At 44.9% G+C, this 21,399-nt stretch carries 19 protein-coding genes; 13 read left to right on the top strand and 6 right to left on the bottom strand.

Annotated features, from left to right (window positions below; translation table 11 throughout):
* Positions 1 to 232: 232 nt before the first annotated feature.
* Genes M1D59_RS21190 through M1D59_RS21170 form a run of 5 tightly spaced genes read left to right on the top strand, consistent with a single transcriptional unit; the run spans position 233 to position 6,089 of the window.
* The gene (locus M1D59_RS21190) at positions 233 to 1,531 is read left to right on the top strand and encodes an ABC transporter substrate-binding protein (protein ID WP_026580337.1); all 1,299 of its coding nucleotides are present in this window, start codon (positions 233 to 235) and stop codon (positions 1,529 to 1,531) included.
* 11 nt (positions 1,532 to 1,542) lie between these two features.
* Positions 1,543 to 2,481: a carbohydrate ABC transporter permease gene (locus M1D59_RS21185; protein WP_049937651.1), complete on the top strand. Its 939-nt coding sequence runs from the start codon at positions 1,543 to 1,545 to the stop codon at positions 2,479 to 2,481.
* Positions 2,478 to 3,326, top strand: a complete 849-nt coding sequence (locus M1D59_RS21180) for a carbohydrate ABC transporter permease (protein WP_035338023.1) — start codon at positions 2,478 to 2,480, stop codon at positions 3,324 to 3,326. Before M1D59_RS21185 ends, M1D59_RS21180 begins: the two co-directional genes overlap by 4 nt.
* Positions 3,327 to 3,360: 34 nt before the next feature.
* The gene (locus M1D59_RS21175) at positions 3,361 to 4,596 is read left to right on the top strand and encodes an MFS transporter (RefSeq protein ID WP_023856924.1); all 1,236 of its coding nucleotides are present in this window, start codon (positions 3,361 to 3,363) and stop codon (positions 4,594 to 4,596) included.
* A gap of 14 nt (positions 4,597 to 4,610) precedes the next feature.
* Complete coding sequence (locus M1D59_RS21170) at positions 4,611 to 6,089, top strand: glycoside hydrolase family 32 protein (RefSeq protein ID WP_458117673.1); 1,479 nt, start codon at positions 4,611 to 4,613, stop codon at positions 6,087 to 6,089.
* A 138-nt stretch (positions 6,090 to 6,227) separates the two neighbouring features.
* On the opposite strand, the gene pepT is transcribed toward M1D59_RS21170, so the two are convergent.
* Entirely contained in the window at positions 6,228 to 7,460 is a 1,233-nt protein-coding gene (gene pepT / locus M1D59_RS21165; protein WP_025810568.1) for a peptidase T, read from the bottom strand.
* Positions 7,461 to 7,599: 139 nt separating this feature from the next.
* Between pepT and M1D59_RS21160 the strand changes: the two genes are divergently transcribed.
* The 5 genes from M1D59_RS21160 to M1D59_RS21140 all read left to right on the top strand — a co-directional run bounded on the left by M1D59_RS21160 (position 7,600) and on the right by M1D59_RS21140 (position 12,979).
* Positions 7,600 to 8,013, top strand: coding sequence for a hypothetical protein (locus M1D59_RS21160; RefSeq protein WP_146873912.1), 414 nt, complete (start codon positions 7,600 to 7,602; stop codon positions 8,011 to 8,013).
* 95 nt (positions 8,014 to 8,108) lie between these two features.
* Positions 8,109 to 8,678, top strand: a complete 570-nt coding sequence (locus M1D59_RS21155) for a sigma-70 family RNA polymerase sigma factor (RefSeq protein ID WP_146873914.1) — start codon at positions 8,109 to 8,111, stop codon at positions 8,676 to 8,678.
* On the top strand, positions 8,648 to 10,039 hold the full coding sequence (locus tag M1D59_RS21150; protein ID WP_268460946.1) for a DUF4179 domain-containing protein: 1,392 nt from the start codon (positions 8,648 to 8,650) through the stop codon (positions 10,037 to 10,039). Before M1D59_RS21155 ends, M1D59_RS21150 begins: the two co-directional genes overlap by 31 nt.
* Positions 10,040 to 10,196: 157 nt before the next feature.
* Positions 10,197 to 11,516 carry a PTS sugar transporter subunit IIC gene (locus M1D59_RS21145; protein ID WP_025810572.1) on the top strand — a complete coding sequence of 440 codons (1,320 nt, stop codon included), beginning with the start codon at positions 10,197 to 10,199 and terminating at the stop codon, positions 11,514 to 11,516.
* A gap of 23 nt (positions 11,517 to 11,539) precedes the next feature.
* Entirely contained in the window at positions 11,540 to 12,979 is a 1,440-nt protein-coding gene (locus M1D59_RS21140) for a glycoside hydrolase family 1 protein (RefSeq protein WP_458117672.1), read from the top strand.
* A gap of 60 nt (positions 12,980 to 13,039) precedes the next feature.
* On the opposite strand, the gene M1D59_RS21135 is transcribed toward M1D59_RS21140, so the two are convergent.
* A complete protein-coding gene (locus tag M1D59_RS21135) occupies positions 13,040 to 14,449 on the bottom strand; it encodes a sensor histidine kinase (RefSeq protein WP_224146290.1) in 1,410 nt (469 codons plus the stop codon).
* Positions 14,446 to 15,168 (bottom strand): response regulator transcription factor, encoded by a 723-nt coding sequence (locus M1D59_RS21130; protein ID WP_216919192.1) that lies wholly within the window; start codon positions 15,166 to 15,168, stop codon positions 14,446 to 14,448. The genes M1D59_RS21135 and M1D59_RS21130 overlap by 4 nt, the downstream gene beginning before the upstream one ends.
* 368 nt (positions 15,169 to 15,536) lie before the next feature.
* Here M1D59_RS21130 and M1D59_RS21125 point away from each other — a divergent pair, with 368 nt between their 5' ends.
* The 3 genes from M1D59_RS21125 to M1D59_RS21115 are packed head-to-tail and all read left to right on the top strand — an operon-like array spanning position 15,537 to position 17,955.
* Positions 15,537 to 16,451: an ABC transporter ATP-binding protein gene (locus M1D59_RS21125; RefSeq protein ID WP_216919194.1), complete on the top strand. Its 915-nt coding sequence runs from the start codon at positions 15,537 to 15,539 to the stop codon at positions 16,449 to 16,451.
* Positions 16,448 to 17,206 carry an ABC transporter permease gene (locus M1D59_RS21120; RefSeq protein WP_224146291.1) on the top strand — a complete coding sequence of 253 codons (759 nt, stop codon included), beginning with the start codon at positions 16,448 to 16,450 and terminating at the stop codon, positions 17,204 to 17,206. Before M1D59_RS21125 ends, M1D59_RS21120 begins: the two co-directional genes overlap by 4 nt.
* Positions 17,207 to 17,217: 11 nt before the next feature.
* Positions 17,218 to 17,955: an ABC transporter permease gene (locus M1D59_RS21115; RefSeq protein WP_224146292.1), complete on the top strand. Its 738-nt coding sequence runs from the start codon at positions 17,218 to 17,220 to the stop codon at positions 17,953 to 17,955.
* 237 nt (positions 17,956 to 18,192) lie between these two features.
* On the opposite strand, the gene M1D59_RS21110 is transcribed toward M1D59_RS21115, so the two are convergent.
* The 3 genes from M1D59_RS21110 to arcD all read right to left on the bottom strand — a co-directional run bounded on the left by M1D59_RS21110 (position 18,193) and on the right by arcD (position 21,358).
* Positions 18,193 to 18,870, bottom strand: coding sequence for a Crp/Fnr family transcriptional regulator (locus tag M1D59_RS21110; RefSeq protein WP_020453468.1), 678 nt, complete (start codon positions 18,868 to 18,870; stop codon positions 18,193 to 18,195).
* A gap of 109 nt (positions 18,871 to 18,979) precedes the next feature.
* Positions 18,980 to 19,930 carry a carbamate kinase gene (arcC, locus tag M1D59_RS21105; protein ID WP_224146293.1) on the bottom strand — a complete coding sequence of 317 codons (951 nt, stop codon included), beginning with the start codon at positions 19,928 to 19,930 and terminating at the stop codon, positions 18,980 to 18,982.
* A gap of 21 nt (positions 19,931 to 19,951) precedes the next feature.
* Positions 19,952 to 21,358 carry an arginine-ornithine antiporter gene (gene arcD / locus M1D59_RS21100; RefSeq protein ID WP_458117671.1) on the bottom strand — a complete coding sequence of 469 codons (1,407 nt, stop codon included), beginning with the start codon at positions 21,356 to 21,358 and terminating at the stop codon, positions 19,952 to 19,954.
* Positions 21,359 to 21,399: the final 41 nt, after the last annotated feature.

The raw sequence follows: 21,399 nt of genomic DNA, 5'->3' as shown, positions 1-21,399 counted from the left end.
CCCTTTTCCCCCTGCTAGTTTACTGAAATGGCTTACAATTCTCGTCACGCACTTATTTTAGAGAATCGGACTGATATGTGCAAGAAAATGCCATGATTCTGAGAAATGTACCGGGATGAATAATTGGGGAAAAAGTATGTCAACCGGTTGACATGTGAAACCGGTTGACATACAATTCACTTGAAAGCGCTTTTATCTGTTGATTTATGAAAAATGGGGGGAAGTGACAAAGATGAAAAGGTGGCTCTTCGGAATTTTTTCGTTGTTACTGATGTTTGCGATGTGGGGCTGCAGCAATAGCAAAAGTGCAAATAGCCAAGATGGGAAAACGCTTACGATGTGGGTGCACGTATCTGATGATAGTGAAGAAGGAAAGGTCTATCAAAAGCGGGTGGACGCTTTTAATAAAAAGTATGCCTCCGAAAACGTCAAGGCAAAAATTGATTTCATCCCCAGAAGCGGAAACGGCGGCGGATATGAAGACAAAGTGAACGCGGCGCTGACAACGAACACCTTGCCGGATGTGATCACTTTGGACGGACCGAATACGGCGGCTTATGCGAAATCTGGCGTAATTGCGCCATTGGATGAGTATATCAAAGACCAGGATGATTTATTGCCGAGCATTAAGCAACAGGGAACCTACGGGGGGAAACTGTATGCGATCGGCGTCAGCGAATCGTCGGTCGGTATTTACTATAACAAAAAAATGCTGAAGGATGCCGGCGTTGACTTGAAAACGCTGCCAACGGTTGAGAATCCATGGACGTGGGACGAATTTCTTGAGCTTTGCAAAAAGCTGAAAAATAAATATGACAAACCGGCCATCGATATGCAGTTGCAGTCAAAAGACGAAATGCTGACTTATGCGCTTTTGCCATTTGTTTGGTCGGCTGGCGGTGATGTCCTTTCAAAAGACGGCAAGAAGTCGGAGGGTGTTTTTAACGACAAACCGACCGTTGCAGCGATGACATTTATTCAAACAATGCTGAAGGAGGGTTACACGACCCGGACTCCGGTTAAGCAGGCGTTTGAAACGGAAAAATATCCGATGAAAATGAGCGGTGTCTGGACGGTAACCGACATGGAAACAAATTTCCCTAATGTCGATTATGGTGTGATGCCGTATCCTGTTTCGCCAAAAACAAAAAAGCTTGTGTCCCCTTCAGGAAGCTGGCAGTTTGCCATGACACAGACGTCTGAAAACAAGGAATGGTCGGCAAAATTGGTCGATTGGATGACAAACAAGGAATCCAACCTGGAATTGAGCCGTTCGATCGCCGCGCTGCCTGTGCGCTATTCATCAGAGAAAGTGATGGCAAAGGAATTCTCAGATGAAATGAATGTCTTCTTGCAGCAGCTGAAAGAAACGGGGCATGCACGACCGGTGACACCGGCATATCCACAGGTGACACGCGCATTTCAGCAAGCGATCGATGACATCAGCTTCTTTGATCAGCATCAGGATATTCAATCGGTGCTGGATACGCGTGCAAAAGAAATGCAATCAGCCATTGATAAGGCAAACTAGAAGGTGGAGCCATGAATAAAATTCCGTTGAAAGAAGCAAGGACGGCCTTTCTGCTGAAAAAAACCCCTGCCAATAAAATAGGGTGGCGGGACAATGTGCTGGCCTATACATTTTTAGGTCCGTCCTTGCTGATTTTGTCAGTGTTTCTCGTGATTCCTTCGATTATGGCGGTTTACTACGCATTTACAGATTATTATTTGTTAACACCTGACCTGCGCAAGTTTGTCGGTTTTGACAACTTTATCAAATTGTTCAAAGACCCTATTTTCTTGAAAAGTTTGAGCAACACATTGAAATTTGTTGTCCTTGTGATTCCATTACAGATCGGGGCCGCTCTCGGGCTGGCCCTTCTGTTGAATAAAAAGCGCAAGGCCAATACGTTTTTCAAAGTCGCATACTTTAGCCCCGTCGTCATGTCGCTTGTTGTCATCTCCGTTTTGTGGCTGTACTTGCTGAATCCGAATGAAGGAATGATCAATAACGTACTGACGCATGTCGGTTTACCGCCACAGCCGTTTTTGACAAGTCCTGAACAGGCGATCTTTACAATTGTTTTCGTTTCAGTCTGGCAGGGAGCGGGATTTCAGATGCTGATTTTTTTAGCAGGCCTGCAAAACATTCCCGGAGATGTCTACGAGGCGGCGCAATTGGATGGTATGAATAAATGGCAGCGGTTTATTTATATTACATTGCCTTTGTTGAAACCGACGTCGATTTTTATCTTTATTACAACGCTGATCAGTGCGTTTAAGCTCCTCGTGCAGCCAATGGTCATGACCCAGGGGGGACCGGTCAATTCAACGATGACAGTTGTCTATTATATTTATCAAACGGGATTTACCGATCGGATGGTCGGCTATGCAAGTTCAATTGCGCTCTTGTTTGGCACGATAATTGGATTGGTGACGCTTGCGCAGCGCAAGCTGGTGAAGGAGGATGAAGGCGGATGAGAAGGAAATTCGGGCCTTTGACGATTCTGGAATATATATGCCTTGTTTTGCTGGCGGTTCTGTTTATATTTCCGCTGATTTGGATGGTCGCTTCATCGATGAAACCGGAAGCCGATATTTACAACAATATCAGCAGCATTCAAGCGTTTCTCCCGTCTTTTCATCCGTCGGAATGGTTTCAATCCTACAGGGAAGTGCTGTCACGGTTTGATTTACTAATGTATATCGGTAACAGTCTGTTTTACGGTTTGTGTGTGGCAGCGGGAGCGGTCATTATCAACGGAATGGCGGGCTTCGCATTCGCCAAGCTGCAATTCACAGGTAAAAAAGTGCTGTTTACCATATTGCTGGCGCTTTTAATCGTGCCGATGGAAACGATTTTAATCTCGCAGTTTACAATTGTTCATAAGCTCGGACTTGTTGATACGCGCCTTGCCGTGATTTTGCCGGCGCTTGCCGGGGCTTTCAATATTTATTTGTTCCGAAATTTTTTCATGGCGATCCCGGGGGAGATGATTGAGTCGGCCAAGCTGGACGGAGCCAATACATGGCAGATTTTCTGGCGGGTGATGCTCCCGATGTCGAAACCGGCTGTTGCTACGGTGGGGACATTGGCTTTTATCGGCAGCTGGAATGACTATATTTGGCCGCTGATGGTTTTGACGGATAAGTCGAAATTTCCGATCCAGGTGGCGATTACAGCCATCAACAGCACCGAGCCGGTTTATACGAACCAGGTAATGGCTGTCCTGACGATTTCCACGATTCCGCTGATTCTCATCTACATTGTAGCCCAACGCTACATTTTAGATGGCCTGGGCGGTTCAGGGACAGGCATCAAATAGATATATCCAAATCGGGTTAAAGGAGCAAATGAAAATGAAAAGCTCAAACAGTCTGTATTGGAAACTAAGCGCTTATTTTTTCTTTTTCTTTTTTACTTGGTCTTCCAGCTATTCTTTATTTGCGATTTGGTTAGGGCAAGAAATCAATTTGAACGGGTCCGCGACAGGCATTATCTTTTCTGTGAACGCTATCTTTACTTTGTGCATGCAGCCTTTGTACGGTTTTATCTCTGATAAGCTCGGGCTGAAGAAAAACATATTATTTATGATCAGTTTGCTTCTCGTATTTACGGGTCCCTTTTATATTTTCGTCTACGGACCGCTTTTGCAATACAATGTCTTTCTCGGGGCTATCGTCGGCGGAATTTATTTGGGAACTGCTTTTCTCGCCGGAATCGGCGCGATTGAAACCTTTATTGAAAAGGTCAGCCGCAAATATCACTTTGAATATGGAAGAACAAGGATGTGGGGATCCCTCGGCTGGGCTGCGGCGACATTTTTTGCAGGTCAGCTGTTCAATATCGACCCGAATATCAACTTCTGGGTTGCTTCCGTTTCAGCAGTCATATTGGTAGCCATTATTGTTTCCGTAAAAATTGAGATGACAGATGATGAAAAGGAAAGGGCAGACTCGGTCGGATTAAAAGACGTGGGAGGGCTTTTTCTCTTAAAAGATTTCTGGTTTTTGATGTTGTACGTGATCGGCGTAACTTGCGTATACGGCGTCTATGACCAGCAGTTCCCGCTTTACTACGCTTCCTTATTTCCGACTCCGGCTCTGGGGAACCAAATATTTGGATACCTTAACTCATTCCAAGTATTCATTGAAGCGGGCATGATGTTTCTTGCGCCTTTCATCGTCAATAAGCTTGGTCCTAAAAAAAGTTTGATTTTAGCGGGGCTGTTAATGGCTTTCCGCATTATCGGCTCCGGACTTGTCAGCGGACCGGTCGGAATTTCATCGATGAAACTCATTCATGCTGTAGAATTGCCGATTATGCTGATTGCGGTGTTTAAATATTTGGCGACTAATTTTGATAATCGTCTTTCATCCGTACTTTATCTTGTCGGCTTTCAATTCGCATCCCAGGTAGGCACGTCGATTTTTTCGCCGCTTGCGGGAGGCTTATACGACAGCATCGGATTTCGCCACACTTATCTCATCATGGGAGCAATGGTCCTTTGTTTCACCATTATTTCGATTTTTACCTTGCTAGACTCAAAGAAAGACGTTGAATTTGCTCAAAGTCTACAAAGAAAGCATATATAGAAAGGGTGTCACAGATGAATAGAATTCACCAGGCAGAAGAAGCATTGAAGAAAGCCGGAAAAAAAGTGAATCACCGATACCGAATGGGCTATCACATGATGCCCCGGGCAAACTGGATAAATGATCCAAACGGACTGATTCAATATAAAGGGGAGTATCATGTCTTTTATCAACATCATCCGTATGATGAGAATTGGGGGCCGATGCATTGGGGCCATTTGAAGAGCAGGGATCTTATTCACTGGGAACACTTGCCGATCGCTTTAGCCCCTGGCGATGCATTTGATGAGAGCGGCTGCTTCTCAGGAAGCGCAGTCGAATATAACGGCGACCTTGCTTTAATCTATACAGGGCATAATATGATAGATGAAGAGAAAGACGATTTCTATCAAAATCAGAATATAGCAGTCAGCAAAGATGGTATCACCTTTGAAAAACTGAAAGAAAACCCTGTCATCGCAGAGCCGCCGGAAGACAGCTCCCGCCACTTTCGCGATCCGAAAGTATGGAGGCATGGTGAGACCTGGTATATGGTGATCGGAAACGCCTCAAAAGAAAATGTCGGTCGGGTCATTTTATATCGCTCGCCTAACTTTGTAGATTGGGAATATGCAGGCGTCCTCGCCCAAAGCGACGGGAATCTCGGCTTTATGTGGGAATGTCCGGATTTCTTTGAATTAGACGGCAAACACATTTTGCTGATTTCCCCTCAGGGTATAGAGGCGGATGGTGATTCATATCAGAATCTGTATCAAACAGGCTATTTGATTGGAGATTATGATGAAGACACGAATGAGTTTGTACATGGCTCCTTTAAGGAATTGGACCATGGCCATGACTTTTATGCCGTGCAAACTTTGTTGGATGACAAAGGGCGCAGAATTGCGATTGGCTGGATGGATATGTGGGAGTCAGAGATGCCGACGAAAGCGGACGGATGGTGCGGGGCTTTAACTTTGCCGCGTGAATTGACGTTGAAGGATGATCACAAAATTTTAATGAATCCGGTTGAGGAGACTCAATTACTTCGTGAATCGGAACATCATGAATGTGCCAATCAATCGATTTCCGGCAGCTATTTAATAAAGACAGCCGAAAAGCTTCTTGAAGTGGTGGCCGTTTTTGATTTGACAATTTGCAGTGCCGAAACGGTTGGCTTAAAGATTCGGGGGATTGAACAGGAAGAGACAATCATCCAGTACAGCTTGGTTGATCAAAAGCTGACGCTCGACTGTTCAAAGTCCGGCAAAGCGCGGGACGGTGTGAGAAATGTACGGCTTGAAGCGGAGGAGAAGCTCACCTTGCATCTGTTTCTTGACAGATCGTCTATTGAATTATTTGCAAACCATGGTGAAGCGACAATGACCAGCCGCATATATCCCAAAGAAGGAAGAGCCGGGATTGAGCTGTTTTCTGAGAAAGGCAATGTACGGGTCGAAGAGTTCACTTACTGGACGTTGAAAGATATTTGGAAAGGCGATGAAGCCGAATGAGCAGAATTTTTTGCATCGGTGAGACGTTAATCGGCTTTAACCCGAAACATGTTCTTATATCGGCAAAGCGCAGATAAAGATTGATCTGACAAAAAAGCGGCTGTCGTGTCTTGCAGCCGCTTTCCGCTTTTTTTCATATTACGCTCTTTCTTCAAACAGCTTCACAATTTCCACGATGACATTCGCGGCTTTTACCATATTGTCGGCGGAAATATACTCGTATTTTCCGTGAAAGTTTTCCCCGCCTGTAAAAATGTTCGGACAAGGAAGCCCCATGTATGAGAGCTGGGAGCCGTCTGTACCGCCGCGGATCGGTTTCACAACCGGCTCGATGTCCAGATTTTTCATCGCTTCATAGGCAATGTCGACAATCTCTTTGACCGGTTCGATTTTTTCCCTCATGTTGTAATATTGATCATTCATGTCCATTGTGATGCTGTTTTCGCCGTATTTGGCTTTAAGGTCGTTTGCAATTTTTTGGACGGTTTCTTTTCTCTCGTTAAATCGGTCTCTGTCAAAATCCCTGATGATATAGGAGAGAGTGGTTTCAGAGACATCGCCCTTGATCGAAAGCAGATGGTAGAAGCCTTCATAACCTTCAGTAAATTCAGGAGCTTCGTTTTCCGGAAGTCCGGCGTGAAACTGCATCGCGATTTTGGCGGCATTGACCATTTTTCCTTTTGCTGTGCCGGGATGGACGTTCGTTCCTTTACAAGTGATTTTCGCGGCTGCAGCATTGAAGCTTTCGTACTGCAGTTCGCCGAGCGGTCCGCCGTCAACCGTATACGCGAATGTGGCGTTGAACGCCTCTACGTCAAACTTGTGGGGCCCTCTGCCGATCTCTTCATCAGGCGTAAAAGCGACTCTGATCTTCCCGTGTTTGATTTCGGGGTGCGCAATTAAATATTCGATTGCCGTCATGATTTCAGAGATTCCCGCTTTATTATCGGCGCCGAGCAAAGTCGTTCCGTCGGTAGTGATCAATGTATGTCCCGCATAATCTGCAAGCTCTGGAAATTCCTTGGGCGATAAGACGACATTGAGAGATTCATTCAGCACAATGTCCTTTCCGTCGTATTGTTCGATAACCTGCGGATTGACGTTCTTTCCGGTAAAATCTGTTGCTGTATCCACATGAGCCAGGAAGCCGATCGTCGGCACCTCTTTTTCCGTATTCGAAGGAAGCGTCGCCATCACATAGCCGTTTTCATCGATTGTGACGTCCTTCATGCCGATCTCTTTCAGCTCTTCAACAAGCATATTGGCGAGCGTCAGCTGCCCGGGAGTGGAAGGCGTCGTCTGACTGTTTTCGTTTGACTGCGTATCCACTTTCGCATAAGAAATGAGACGTTCAATCAGTTTGTTCTTCATGTTTCCTTCATCTCCAATTGTTGGTTTTATGTTTATCTTATCATTCATGGCGGGCGAATCGAAAACTTTTATTCCTGTATAGGAAAATTTAGTATAATATAGTTCTAAAGGATCATCACAATTGTAAGGGAGTATCACAATGGCTAAAGGTTATACAAATGAAGGAACAAAATGGGAGTTTGCACATTCTTTCTGGCTTGTGTTCACATGGGTTCCTTTTGGATTTTTAAGCTGGTTTGCATTTATTTATATCGCAGCACGAACGAAACAAAGAAAATGGTTATTTGCCGGGATCGGATATGCAGCGGCTGTTTTATTCGCTGCTTTTACAGCCAGAACGTTCCTTTTCGATTTGGCTATGAAAGCCTTGCTTATCGTTTGGATCATCTCAATCATTCATGCTTTCAAAACAAGGGCCGAATATTTGGTTCGGCTTGAAGCCGTCTATCGAATCAAACGATCAAGTATGAATGAACTGAGGGAAGAGCTTAAATATGAACAGGAACCGCACGGCCAAACCGGAACTTCTAAAGTGATGCTGACAAAGAAGTAAATAGAATCCGCTATTTTCGATGAAATAGCGGATTTTTTTAATGCAGAGAAAAAATTCCGTCCTTTTGAAACTTTTCTCATCCATTCTCTTCTCTAATGTTTGAAGGAGGCGCAACAGTGAAGCAAATCAGATTAGTTAAGAAAGCTGTCGCAGGCAATGCCAAAGCTTTTGAAATGCTGTTTCAAAAGCACAGCGATCAGCTTTACAGAACAGCTTACATATATGTGCGAAATAAGGAGGACGCGTTAGATATCGTTCAGGAGACGGCGTACAAGGCATTTTTATCGATTGCCCAGCTGAGGAATCCCGAATACTTTTTGACATGGCTGACGAAAATCCTCATTCATCATGCATATGCCTTATTAGACAAGAAAAAGAAAGTGGTTTTAATGGACAGGCCGCTGCAGGATGAAGGCCAGGAGCAGGAGATGGATGCGGACGACAGAATGGGGATGCTTGAAGCCGTTCAGCGGTTGCGAAAAGAATATCAAACCGCCATTATTCTATTTTATTATCACGACCTGCCGATACATGATATCGCCGAGGTGATGAATGCTCCTGAAGGAACCGTTAAGACCTATTTGAAAAGAGCGAAGCTTGAATTAAAACAACTACTGACTGGGGGAGAAGACGCATGGACAAACAATGGTTCAAAAACGAAGTAAACAAGATCAATGTTCCTACAAAAGAAATCCGCGAATCAATCGATAAAGGCATCAATCGGGCCAAGCGGGAAAAAAGGTTTCGGCCGAAGCACGCCGTGAAACGAACCATTTTTGTTTCAGGCGCGGCCGCTGTGCTCCTTCTCGGCAGCGGCTTCGTTTCCCCAGCGATGCAAAGCGTGTTGGCTGACGTCCCGCTGTTTGGGAAAGCGTATCAACAATTCCATGACTATGTCGGTCAAAACTTGGTGGCGGGCCAGCTTGTCACTGAACTGAACGAGAAAGCGTCCAGCAACAACATAGACGTGACGGCGACAAGCGTTTATTTTGACGGCGGAATCATCGGTATGACGTTTAAGGTGAAAAGTGATACAAGAAAAGATTTGGATGATGGAGCGAGAATGATTCATTTCACATTATTTAATGGCGAGCGCAAATGGGCGATCGCTTCTCAAGGAGACATAAAGAAAACAGAGGATGGCTATACCGGCTACATTCAAATGGGCTATCCAGATAAACATATTCCCGATAAACTGACACTCCCGGTTACGATCACAGATATTAACGGAATCAGAGGGAAATGGAAGTTCGACATTCCGGTTGATAAACTGCCGTATAAAACGCTCCACGTAACCAAAAACAATACACAATCGGCTGATGGCCATAAGCTCGCCGTAAAAACGGTAATTCTCGGAAAAGAATCGACTGTCATCGACTATGAAGTATCCAATTCAGAGGAACATCCAAACGATCGTACATCAATTATAAAAGTGACCGATGATAAAGGAAACGAAATCCCTTATTTGAGTGGCGGGCAGAGGACGACAGACAGTACAAAGAAAGGAAACAAGGTTCGTCACGAAGAAAGGCTGATCCTTGAAAAAGTGAATAAAGGAACAAAATACCTCAAGATTGAGGCGAGCAGCAGTATGGGCGATTCCGAAAAAACGCTGCCACTCACAAAAACGCCCGCCGTGCTGAGCGCTGACCGTCATGATTTCCAGATTGCCGTTGATCAGGTGAAACAAAACGGCAGCAAACTGTCTGTCGACTATCATTTGAAACATGTCGATCAATCTAAGATCGATATGGACAGCATGCAAAATTTTTTAGAAACGATGTCGCTGGTTGATTCGGCTTATAAAGGCTTTGACGAGGCGCCGGAGGGACACAGCGTAAAAGGTAATTTTACAAAAGTGCTAGATCCTGAAAAACTTCGATTCCGTTCAGACTTTACGTTAGATGGTGAATTTGGAGCGAAAAACTTCAGTCTTGACCAATATTCGCTTGATGTCGAGTTTGGTTATTTAAGTGCATTTTATTCCACACCGTTCAAGCCGATCAAAGTGCAATTGCCACAGTAAAATATAAGACCCGCTGTTTCAGTGAAACGGCGGGTTGTCTGCTTTGAAGGCCTCCCAACCTGAAAAATTTCCTCTCCCAAAGGAAAAAATATGCACCGAAAAGAAAGCGTTTTCATTGTAAAGTAAAAGCAAACCACCAAAAAAAGGGGGAGAGTAAATGAGCAGGATGGCGAAGGTGACCGAGATGTTTGAGCGGGTCGCTTTTAAAATTACAAGCTTCAAATATATCATGGTCATTAAGTCGGCGTTTGTTACACTGATGCCGGTCATCATTGCCGGGGCGTTTGCGGTTCTGATGCAGAATATGGTGATGAGCCCCGAGACGGGACTTGCGGTTTTCGAGCCTTTTCGGTTCTTGTCTGCGCTTGAGCCGATTATGGCCTCGATCAATTATGCGACGCTGAACTTTATTACGATCGGCGCAGTGTTTTTGATCGGGATTGAGCTCGGGAAGCTGAATGGGCATGAATCATTTTTTCCCGGCTTGATGGCGCTGATGTCCTATATCTCTGTCATTCCATCGACGGTGCTGTTGGAAGTGAACGGTTCGATGCAGGAAGTGGTTAATGTGCTGGCCAAGGAATTTACGGATCCGAAGTCACTGTTTTTGGGGATGTTTATTTCGATTGTGTCTGTTGAAATCTTCAGCAAGCTTTCGAGCATGGACCGGCTCAAAATTAAAATGCCGGACAGCGTGCCGGCCAATGTCTCTGTCTCGTTCGGCACTTTATTTCCTTCGATTATTACGGTCACGATCATCGCCAGCTTCGGATTTGCTTTTCATCGGCTGACGGGCGTATACCTTCATGAAGCTGTGTACAATGTCGTGCAAAAACCGCTTGAGGGTGCGATTCAAGGCCTTCCCGGCATTTTGCTGCTAGTGTTTGTCGCACAGTTTTTCTGGGTCATCGGCATACACGGAAACCAGATGGTGAAGCCGATCAGGGAGCCTTTGCTGCTCGCTTCGATTACCGTCAATATGAATGCATACGCTGCCGGCGAATCGATTCCGAATATCATTACGATGCCGTTTTGGGATGTGTACATGAGCATCGGCGGATCCGGCGTCACGATCGGCCTGTTGATCGCGATTTTTATCGCGGGGAAACGGGAGGATTTGCGCAGCATTACAAAAATTTCGTTTGGTCCCGGCATCTTCAATATCAATGAACCGGTGATCTTCGGGGTTCCCGTCATGCTGAATCCGTTAATGGCGATTCCTTTTATTGTGACGCCGCTTGTGACGGGGGCGATCGGTTACATCGCGACAGCGGCGGGCTTTGCCGGAAAAGCCGTTGTCATGGTGCCGTGGACGACACCGCCGATTATCAACGCGTGGCTGTCGACAGGAGGAAGCCTCGGCGCCGTCGTCACACAAATCGTATGCATCATCGTCTCTGCCCTTATTTATCTTCCGTTTGTGATGTTGATGAATCGAAGCCTTACGGTAAATTCTGAAAACAATGTTTCCATGTAAAGGTGTTGAAAGGGGCGAACGAAATGGCGAGACAAACGTGGAAGATTCCCGCCGATTTTATTCTCGGCGCAGCAGCGTCGGCGTGGCAGACAGAGGGGTGGGCCGGGAAGCGGCCGACACAGGATTCTTATTTGGATATGTGGTACAAGAATGACCCGCATGTATGGCATAACGGATACGGACCGGCTGTGGCAACCGATTTTTATAACCGCTATAAAGAGGATATTCATCATATGAAAGAGATCGGCTTGACACATTACCGGACATCGATTAACTGGTCCCGCTTTCTGATTGATTATGAAACAGCAGAAGTTGACGAAGTGTACGCAGGCTATATCGACGATGTCATCAATGAGCTGATTGCATCAGGTGTGGAACCGATGATTTGCCTTGAACATTATGAGATTCCCGCAGTTTTAATGGAGAAATACGGAGGGTGGGGGTCTAAACATGTCATAGATTTATTTGCGGCATATGCGGAAAGAGTATTTGAACGATATGGAGACAGGGTGAAATATTGGTTTACTTTTAATGAACCGATTGTCCCGCAAACCCGGATTTTCCTTGATGCAATTCGATATCCATATGAGCAGAACACGAAAAAATGGATGCAATGGAATTTTAATAAGGCATTGGCGACGGCGAAATGCGTCAGGCTTTTTCGCGCCCGCAAGTCCGATTGCCTGGAAGGCGCCAAAATCGGCGTTATTTTGAATCCGGAGGTTACTTATGCGAGATCAAGCGCGCCTCATGACCAAAAAGCGGCCCGCATCTATGATTTGTTTTTTAACAGGGTTTTTTTGGATCCGAGCATCAAAGGCGCCTATCCCGATGAATTGATAGAGCTCTTGGTTAAACACGATATTCTGTTTGACCATGATGAGGCGGAGCTTGACATCATCAAACAGCATACAGTAGATTTTGCCGGCATTAACCTTTATTACCCCCGCCGTGTAAAAGCTCCGTCAAGACAGTGGAATGACTCAACGCCATTTCATCCCGCTTATTACTATGAATACTTTGAGCTGCCCGGCAGAAAAATGAACCCATTCAGAGGATGGGAGATCTATCCCCAAATTGTCTATGATATGGCGATGAGACTCAAACATGAGTACGGAAATATCGAATGGCTGATTGCGGAAAACGGGATGGGCGTCGAACATGAGGAGCGTTTTAAAAATGAAGAAGGTGTCATTCAGGATGACTACAGAATCGATTTTATTTCGGCCCATTTGAGAGAGGCAATGAAAGGGATCGCAGACGGCGCAAACTGCAAAGGCTATATGCTTTGGGCGTTCACGGACAACGTCTCTCCGATGAACGCCTTTAAAAACCGCTACGGCCTTGTTGAGATTCAATTAGAGCAATGCCGCAAGCGGGCGCTGAAGAAATCCGCTCATTTTTATCGGGAAATCATTCAAAACAGACAGTTTGAAACAGAACCGGATCTGCTCTATAAATAAACAAAAAGAGAAATCATCCCGATCAAAAGCGGGATGATTCTTTCTTATGATCTGTACCCTTTATTCTCTCTTCGTTGGAAAAATAACCTTAATTTGAGTACCGTGATCAGGTTCACTGTAAATTTCAATATCACCTTCGTGTGCATAAATGATCTGTCTGGCAATCGTCATGCCCAATCCAGTCCCTGAAGTGTTTGAAGAGGCGTTCGTTCCTCTGTAATAGCGATCAAATAAATGCTCCAATGTTTCTTCTTCCATGCCGATTCCGTTGTCTTCTATTAAAATAGTGAAAGAAAGAGATTCATCTTGCTGAATACTGACCTTTACCTCAGTCCCTGTAGGGTTATGCTTAATACTGTTGGCGATCAGGTTTTCCAAGGCGCGCTGCATGTATTTTTCATCCATATAAAAAGCAATTGCGTCTCGGTCCGTCTGAAATTCGAAATGTTTATCTTTCGATTCCGGCAAGCTTTGTAATGCGGATAAAGTTTCCCTTAACAAGCCTACAATGTCTTTTTCTTCTTTTTGAATCGGGAGGGCACCATTTTTTAAGCGGAAAGTTAGGTTGAATTCTTCTATTAATTCTTCCATATACTCTACCCGCTCGTTCATAATGTTTGCAAAATCCCGTACTTTTTCCTGATTCCATTCATGTTTTTCAGATGATAAAAGAATTGTGTATCCTTTAACCACTGACAACGGCGTCTTTAAGTCGTGGGATACGCCTGTCATCCATTCTTCCCGTGTTCTTTCCAGTTTTTCGCTTTCCGATTTGTTTTTCTGAAGGATATATGTAAGATTGCTCATTGCATTCATTAGTTCTTGGTATAGCTTATATCCGGGTTTTTTCTTTTTTTTTGGAATGAACGAAGAAAATGCCGGCTCTGCATATTTTCCCTTGGAGAGATTTTCAATCCATGAAACGATATAAAGCAAAGGTGCGCCAAGCTGTTTTCCGAAGTACAGCGCAACAATAATCCCCATCATGATCATTGAAAGGATCCACAGCTGGTTTGTCCAATAGAGAAACGGGTTGTCAGCTTTAAATGGTTCACCCAATATCCACGTCAATGTCTGGCTGTCTTTCGTATCAAACCATGTTGAAAGATGAAAGCCTTTTTTAGCGGGATAAACATAATCCGAGACAAGTTCGCCGGGAATATAATGGCTGGGAATATTGCCTGGCTTGTTGGATGAATAAAGTTCGTTTCCCTCTTCATCAAGAATCTGAAGCCACATATGATATTCCTTTAAATGTCTGATCGTATCAGCTTCAACTGATATTTTTCCATCTTTTACGGATGTTTGGCGAACTAAGCTTGATAAAGAAAGCGGGGATTGATGCGTCTCTCGATTATTGAGAAAAAAAGTAAAAAAAAGTGTGCTGATCACAAATAAAGCGATACAAATAACGATTAGGAGAATGATTCGGGATATAAAGTGAAAAGCAATCCGATCTCTTAGCCTCATTGCTTTCCACCTGTCGGCTGAACTTCAAAAATGTAACCCAGCCCCCTTGCCGTCTTAATCCATTTTGGGCGGCTCGGATCTTTTTCAATTTTTTCTCTAAGCCGGCGAACATGTACCATGACCGTACTGTCGCCATTATAAAACTCTCCCCAAACATCTCTGTAAATCTTTTGTTTGCTTAAGATTTGATTGGGGTGGTTGCAAAAATACAGTAGAAGCTTAAACTCCTGAGCCGGACACTCGACTCTTATTCCATCAACAACCAGCTTCCCCGATATTTCATCTACTTGAAAATCCCCGAAATTATAAGACGGTTTGGATGATGAGGTTGTAAAATCTTTATATCGTTTTAACTGGGCTTTAACACGGGCAACGATTTCAAGAGGGTTAAAAGGTTTGGTAATGTAGTCGTCTCCCCCAAAACTAAAGCCTTGCAGTTTATCCAAATCAGATGTTTTAGCTGTAAGAAAAAGAACGGGGATATTTGTAAATTGGCGGAATTGATTGCAAAGAGTGAATCCATCTGAATCCGGAAGCATCACATCAAGCAGGACGATATCCGGCTCTTGATGTTTTAAAAGATGGAGTGCTTCCTCTCCGTTCTTGGCGTTTAAGACATCAGAGAACCCTTCGTTTTCAAACACCACGTTTAATAAATCTAAAATATGCTGGTCATCATCAACGATTAACACTTTGCATTGTCCGAAAGAATGATCCATTTTATGACCTCCATTAATGATACGCTTTCATTTTCACATGAAATAGCAGGCAAAGAAAGTTATGGCGGCTGAAATTTAAGCGATGTTCAATTTTCTTAAAATTCTAACTTTTATATTCCTTAACATTGCCTGGCGGAGGCGGTGTATGGACAATCATTTCTGAGTGCATTTGCTAATTTCATCATCATTCATATTGCAAGAGGCTGTTTCTTAACAAGAAAAACAGCCTCTTATTTTATATAGCATATATTTGTCGGGTTCCTTTTTTGGCGATGCAGCAGCTGTTTTCCCGTGTTTAGGCAATGTTTAGGAAGGGTTTAAGGCGCATTAATGCAAATGAGTCTAAGATAAAGATGAGGTGAGGAACAGTGGAACAACATATCGTATTAACAAAAAATTTAACAAAAAAATTTGGAAAACAAACATCGGTCAGCGGGTTGGAGATGAAAATAAAAAAAGGACAAATATATGGTTTCTTAGGACCGAACGGTGCCGGAAAAACCACAACGATCAGGATGCTGTTAGGGTTGATCAAGCCTACAAAAGGAGATATTCAGCTATTTGGCCAGGATATCCGCAAACATCGCCTGCAAATCCTGCGGAGAATCGGTTCTCTAGTTGAATCACCGTCTTATTACGGAAATTTAACCGGAAGGGAAAATCTCGAGGTGATTCGCAGGGTTCGTGATTTGCCGGAGGCGCGGATTGCGGAAGTGCTTGAGATTGTGCGTCTGGCGAAAGTGGCTGATCGATTAGCGAAAGAGTACTCGCTGGGAATGAAGCAAAGATTAGGGATTGCGGCTGCTTTAATGAGCAAACCTGATCTCCTGGTGCTGGATGAACCGACGAATGGCCTGGACCCCGCAGGTATTCACGAAATCAGGGAGTTGATAAAGGAGTTACCTGATCAATATGGCATGACCGTGCTGGTATCCAGTCATTTATTAAGCGAGATTGACCAGATGGCGACACAAGTGGGTATTATTATGAACGGGAAGCTCATTTTCCAAGATGATATCGAAGAATTAAGGAAAAAACAAAAACCGCTCCTGAAGATTGGAGCGAATAATATTCATGAAGCCCAATCTATTATACAGAAACGGGGATTGCATGTGAAACTCCAGGAAGGAAACTTGTGGATCAGCGAAACATCGCCTGAATTTGTTTCAGAAATCAACGGAATTCTGGTACAGTCGGGAGTCTCTGTTTATAGATTAGAAGAAGTAAAACGGTCTTTAGAAGACATCTTCCTGGAGCTGACAGGTACGGAGGGAAGTTTATGAGACAAGTGCTGCGCGGTGATCTCCTGAAGCTGAAGCGATCCTCTTTGTTTATCGTCGTCTTCTTGGTTCCCCTTGTTGTTCTGGCTTATGAGCTGTTGAATTTAACTTACCGGGGAGAGTATGTCCAAAAGCAAGCTGAAATGTTTAAGGCGTCCTCTATGTGGCAGTATATGCTTTTTGACAACAGCATGCTGTTTGGGCTGGGTTTTCCTTTAGCCGTAACGATTATTGCCTCCATTATTGCAAATATAGAGCATCAGACAAATTCGTGGAAACAAACGCTGTCTCTGCCAGTATCAAGAGTAGGGATTTACTTAAGCAAATATATTTGTCTTTTCAACAGTCTGCTCTTAACTGCAACCATATTTGCAATAGGTATGGTTGTACTGGGCAAGGCTTTGGGATTTGAAGGGCCGATACCGTGGGGTCTTTTAATTGGGGATAGTTATGTTATGCTGCTGACGGCATTGCCGATCATGTCTTTTCAATTATGGCTGTCCATCACATTTAAAAACCAGGCGTTTGCAATTCTCATCGGTACGGTCAGTTCCATTGTCGGTCTCTTTTTAGCCGCCGGAATGACGACGCGGTGGTTTCCGCTCGCTTATCCGAGCCAGTCATCGACCATCATCTTGCAATATGAGGGACTTGGAGTCAATCCGGATCTATCGGCTTTTGTCGTAATTAATGTTTTTGTCGGAATGATGCTTTTGATCATTGGGACCTTTCATTTTAAAAAGCGAGATGTTCTGTAGGAGGATGTACCATGTTAAAAAATATATTAGCTGCTGAAAGGTTGAAATTAAAGCGTTCGAAAATGTGGGTGTTGTATGTATTGGCCCCTTTTATTAGCGTCCTATTGGCTTACATTAACTTTCGAAATAACTATCATTTGTTTGTGCAGCCGGGTGACAACGAGTGGGTTGAAGCTTGGACGCAGGTTGCCGTTTTTATGGGATCCTTTGTATTGCCGATTCTTGTAGGTATATATGCTGCATTTGTATGCAGAGGAGAACATGTAGGGGGAGGATGGAAGCAATTGTTGGCCCTGCCGGTTTTAAGGTCGCGGGTTTTCTTTGCGAAAAGTGTGATGGTTGTGATGATGGTTGCTGCGACGATGGGCATCTTATTCATACTTTTTATTCTATTCGGGTTCCTTAATGGTTTAAAAGGAGGTCTGCCGTTTCTCGCAATTTTAGGATATGTCGTCCAAGGGTCCATTGCCTGCCTTCCGCTTATCGTGCTGCAGCTGATCACCTCCATCAGGTATAAGACATTCGGTATACCGCTCGCGGTCAGCATAGGATTCACACTGCCGGCCATAATAGCTGCCAATACGCCATTAGGGCAAATTTATCCTTGGACCCTGCCTATGCTGGGGATGTCTCCTCCTGATGAGTCGCCAATTGACTCATATCCGTTGTTTTACAGTATATTAATTGTTTTGTTTATCCTGTTTACGGTACTTGGAGTAAGAAATTTTTCACGGAGGGATATGGTTTAAGTCATGAAAAAGAATGATTTTCCTCCAACAACTTAAGGATATCTAAGAAATGAAGTTTAAAATTCACTTAACTTCTTTTGGTAAACTTCCGGCATCAAGAATTAATAGAAAAAAAGGGATTCTATTATGACATGTGGTTGAAGCAGGCAGAAAAGAGACAGGACATGATTTCTCTATGATATCATCCCGATGAAAACGGAATGATATCATACGTCAGTTTTACTTTTTTTGTCGCGTTTACATAAAATACTCCGGCCGGTTGATCATAATCTGCTTGTTCATTTGACTGATCACGCCTTCGCAGCGGAGCTTTTTCAGGACGGCGCTGACGGTTTCGCGGGATGTCCCTGAGATTTTGGCAATTTCAGCAGCGGTGATCGGACAGTTGATGACGGTTGAATTGCTTTCTTTTTGACCGAGGCTTTCGGTTAAATAGTAAATGGCTTGTGTGACCCTGTCGTGTGCATGGGAGAGTGTAATGCGCTTCAGCCTTTCCTCGTGGAGGGCAAGAATGTCTGATAAATGATTGAGAATATCGTAAAGCAGGTTTTTGTTGTCCCGGACGAGATCTTCGAAGATGTTCATGGGTATATAGTAGAGTTCAATATCTGTTAAGGCTTCGGCGGCATAGTGATAATGCTCATCCCGAAACAAGCCTCCAAATGGAAAGAGGGTATGAGGACGTACATAGTCGGTATAAAACATGGATCCAGCTTCGTTTGATTTTTCGAGTTTGATAAAGCCGTCGAGAAGAAGGTACATTCGTTCCCGGGGGTCGTCTTCCATAAATAATATCTGGCCTTTATGGTAAGTGCGCCAATAGATAAACTGTTTCATATCTTCCAGATCTCTTTTATTCAGGGAAGCGAGAAGAGGAAACTTTTTCAGTTGATGTACGATGTCTTTGTTCTTCATATGGACCACCCTTATCGATTTTCTTATGTTGCGGCTATATAGTTTAAATTTTACTTGTTTTTGACGATTGGCAAAAGGAAGAACCCTCCCCGAGCCCTTCCTTTTGCTTTTAGGCTTGTTCGACAATCGTGCCGGCATTTCCTTGGAGAGCGTCTTTGGCTAATTTCAGGGATGTGATGACCGTTTTATTGCCTTTTTTGGAATCGGCAAATTGGATGGCTGCTTTGACTTTTGGCAGCATGCTTCCTTCTGCAAATTGCTTTTCTTTTATATAACCTTTCAGTTCTTCGGTGGTGACGCGTTTCAGCGCGCGTTCTGTCGGCTTTAAATAATCGACGGCAACATAGTCGACACCTGTTAGAATGACCAGTTCGTCAGCCTGCACAAGTTCCGCCAGTTTGCAGGCGGCAAAGTCTTTGTCGATGACGGCGTCAATACCGGAGACGGCATCGCCGTTTTCAATGACGGGAACGCCTCCGCCGCCGGCCGCAATGACGATATGTCCGTGTTCGACAAGATCATTGATAACATCGTGTTCAAGGATCGATACCGGAGCCGGAGACGGTACGACCCGGCGCCAGCCTCTTCCGGCGTCTTCTTTAAAAACGAGGCCGCCGTTGCGGCTGTTCATCAGTTCTTTCGCTTCTTCTTCGCTGTAAAACGGACCGATCGGTTTTGTCGGGTTGCGGAATGCTTCATCATCGCCTCGGACGGCGACGCGGGTGATGACGGTTGCCGCATGTCCGCCTTTCCCTTTCGCATGCAGCGCCCGGTCAAGAGCATTTTGCAGCCAATAGCCGATCATTCCCTGGGTCATGGAAACACAAGTTTCAAGCGGCATGGCCGGTGTTTTCGGGGAATCCGCCTCTTTTTGCTGAATCATCAGGTTTCCGACCTGCGGGCCGTTTCCGTGCGTGACGATTAATTCGGCGCCGCTGTCGATCATATCCGCCAAATACATGGCGGTTTCTTCAAGCGCGCGCTTTTGCGCTTCTGCACTGGCATCTCCGGTTTGAATGGCATTACCGCCAAGTGCGACGACAATTTTTCTTTTTTTCATTTGATCATCACCTCTGTTTTGTTAAATTGAAATGCTTCCCGCAGCCAGCCTGATCACGGCGATGACAGCCAATACAAGAATCGCGCCGGCAATCAAAAGCTCGGCCTTATTGAAGACGGGGCCTTCTTTTCCTTTGCGGACAGCCCGGAATACGAGAATGCCGGGAGCGTATAAAATCATGGTCAAAAGCAGGTAATCAAGTCCTGCGGCATATACGAGCCAGACGCCGTAAATGCTTGCGATGATCCCGATGATGAGGTTCTTTCCCCGGTTGGGTTCTTTGTGCAGCCAGCTGTATTTAAGCTGATAAAGCCCGGAAAACAGATACGGGATCAAGATGGCCGAGGAAGCCAAGGAGAATGCAAACTGATAGGCCGCATCCGAAATGAGAAACGTCAGTAAAAACAGCTGGATAATGGCGTTTGTCAAAGTCAGCGCATTTGTCGGCGCGCCGTTTTTATTTTCTTTGCCGAACCATTTCGGGAAGACCCCTTCGCGCGCCGCGATCAGCGGGAGTTCGCCCGCGAATAATGTCCAGGCCAGCCAGGCGCCCAATACGGAAATGATTAATCCCAAGTTGATGAGCACAGCTCCCCATTTGCCGACGATATGCTCCATGATCGCGGCCATTGAAGGATTCGGAAGCCCGGCCAAGTTTTGCTGATTCATGACGCCGAGCGACAGCATCGTAATCATGACGTAAATCACAAGTACACTGATCAAGCCGATGACAGTCGCTTTGCCGACATCGCTTGATTTTTTGGCACGGCTTGAGAATAAGACAGCCCCTTCAATTCCGGTAAACACCCAGACGGTCACCAGCATCGTGCTCTTGACCTGTGTCCCGATGGAACCGAGCGACAGCCCTTTTCCCCAGAAATCGTTCGTAAATAAATCAAGATGAAACACAAAGATAATGGCGATAATGAAAGCAAAAATCGGTACCAGTTTTGAAATGGTCGTAATTAAGTTGATCATGGCAGCGGACTGTACGCCGCGCAGGATCAAAAAGTGCACGCACCAGAGGATTACGCTTGCACCGATAATCGATGCGATGTTTTGTCCGTCTCCAAAGGCAGGGATGAAATATCCGACTGCGCTGAACAGCAGCGTTCCGTATGCGACATTGCCGAGAAGGGCTGCGAACCAGTACCCCCAGCCGCTGTTAAACCCCATAAAATGGCCGAATCCTTCCCGCGCATAAGTGAAAATACCGCCGTCTAAATCAGGCCTTTTCGTGGTCAAGTTTTGGAAAGAGAAGGCCAGGGCAATCATGCCGACTCCGGTGATGATCCAGCCGATTAAAATGGCTCCCGCCCCCGCTCCTGAAGCCATGTCGCTTGCAAGGTTGAAGGCGCCCCCGCCGATCATCGATCCGATGACAAGCGCGATAAGTGCAAACAGCCCAAGTTTCTTTTCTTCCGCCATTTTTGTCACCTCATTCGGTTTAGAATGGAAAAGGGAATGAG

The organism is Bacillus sp. PK6-026 (assembly GCF_054161455.1).
Note: the sequence above shows the minus strand (reverse complement) of the source record. Positions and strands in the feature narration are given on the sequence as shown.

What these genes read in the sequence shown, in the direction of transcription:
- M1D59_RS21180 (WP_035338023.1), top strand. Translation starts at nt 2,478, where the DNA reads ATGAGAAGGAAATTCGGGCCTTTGACGATTCTGGAATATATATGCCTT.
- M1D59_RS21150 (WP_268460946.1), top strand. Translation starts at nt 8,648, where the DNA reads ATGGACAAACAATGGTTCAAAAACGAAGTAAACAAGATCAATGTTCCT.
- M1D59_RS21110 (WP_020453468.1), bottom strand. Translation starts at nt 18,870, where the DNA reads ATGAAGAACAAAGACATCGTACATCAACTGAAAAAGTTTCCTCTTCTC.
- M1D59_RS21160 (WP_146873912.1), top strand. Translation starts at nt 7,600, where the DNA reads ATGGCTAAAGGTTATACAAATGAAGGAACAAAATGGGAGTTTGCACAT.
- M1D59_RS21130 (WP_216919192.1), bottom strand. Translation starts at nt 15,168, where the DNA reads ATGGATCATTCTTTCGGACAATGCAAAGTGTTAATCGTTGATGATGAC.
- M1D59_RS21185 (WP_049937651.1), top strand. Translation starts at nt 1,543, where the DNA reads ATGAATAAAATTCCGTTGAAAGAAGCAAGGACGGCCTTTCTGCTGAAA.
- M1D59_RS21140 (WP_458117672.1), top strand. Translation starts at nt 11,540, where the DNA reads ATGGCGAGACAAACGTGGAAGATTCCCGCCGATTTTATTCTCGGCGCA.
- pepT (WP_025810568.1), bottom strand. Translation starts at nt 7,460, where the DNA reads ATGAAGAACAAACTGATTGAACGTCTCATTTCTTATGCGAAAGTGGAT.
- arcD (WP_458117671.1), bottom strand. Translation starts at nt 21,358, where the DNA reads ATGGCGGAAGAAAAGAAACTTGGGCTGTTTGCACTTATCGCGCTTGTC.
- M1D59_RS21170 (WP_458117673.1), top strand. Translation starts at nt 4,611, where the DNA reads ATGAATAGAATTCACCAGGCAGAAGAAGCATTGAAGAAAGCCGGAAAA.
- M1D59_RS21135 (WP_224146290.1), bottom strand. Translation starts at nt 14,449, where the DNA reads ATGAGGCTAAGAGATCGGATTGCTTTTCACTTTATATCCCGAATCATT.
- M1D59_RS21145 (WP_025810572.1), top strand. Translation starts at nt 10,197, where the DNA reads ATGAGCAGGATGGCGAAGGTGACCGAGATGTTTGAGCGGGTCGCTTTT.
- arcC (WP_224146293.1), bottom strand. Translation starts at nt 19,930, where the DNA reads ATGAAAAAAAGAAAAATTGTCGTCGCACTTGGCGGTAATGCCATTCAA.
- M1D59_RS21175 (WP_023856924.1), top strand. Translation starts at nt 3,361, where the DNA reads ATGAAAAGCTCAAACAGTCTGTATTGGAAACTAAGCGCTTATTTTTTC.
- M1D59_RS21115 (WP_224146292.1), top strand. Translation starts at nt 17,218, where the DNA reads ATGTTAAAAAATATATTAGCTGCTGAAAGGTTGAAATTAAAGCGTTCG.
- M1D59_RS21155 (WP_146873914.1), top strand. Translation starts at nt 8,109, where the DNA reads ATGTTTGAAGGAGGCGCAACAGTGAAGCAAATCAGATTAGTTAAGAAA.
- M1D59_RS21120 (WP_224146291.1), top strand. Translation starts at nt 16,448, where the DNA reads ATGAGACAAGTGCTGCGCGGTGATCTCCTGAAGCTGAAGCGATCCTCT.
- M1D59_RS21190 (WP_026580337.1), top strand. Translation starts at nt 233, where the DNA reads ATGAAAAGGTGGCTCTTCGGAATTTTTTCGTTGTTACTGATGTTTGCG.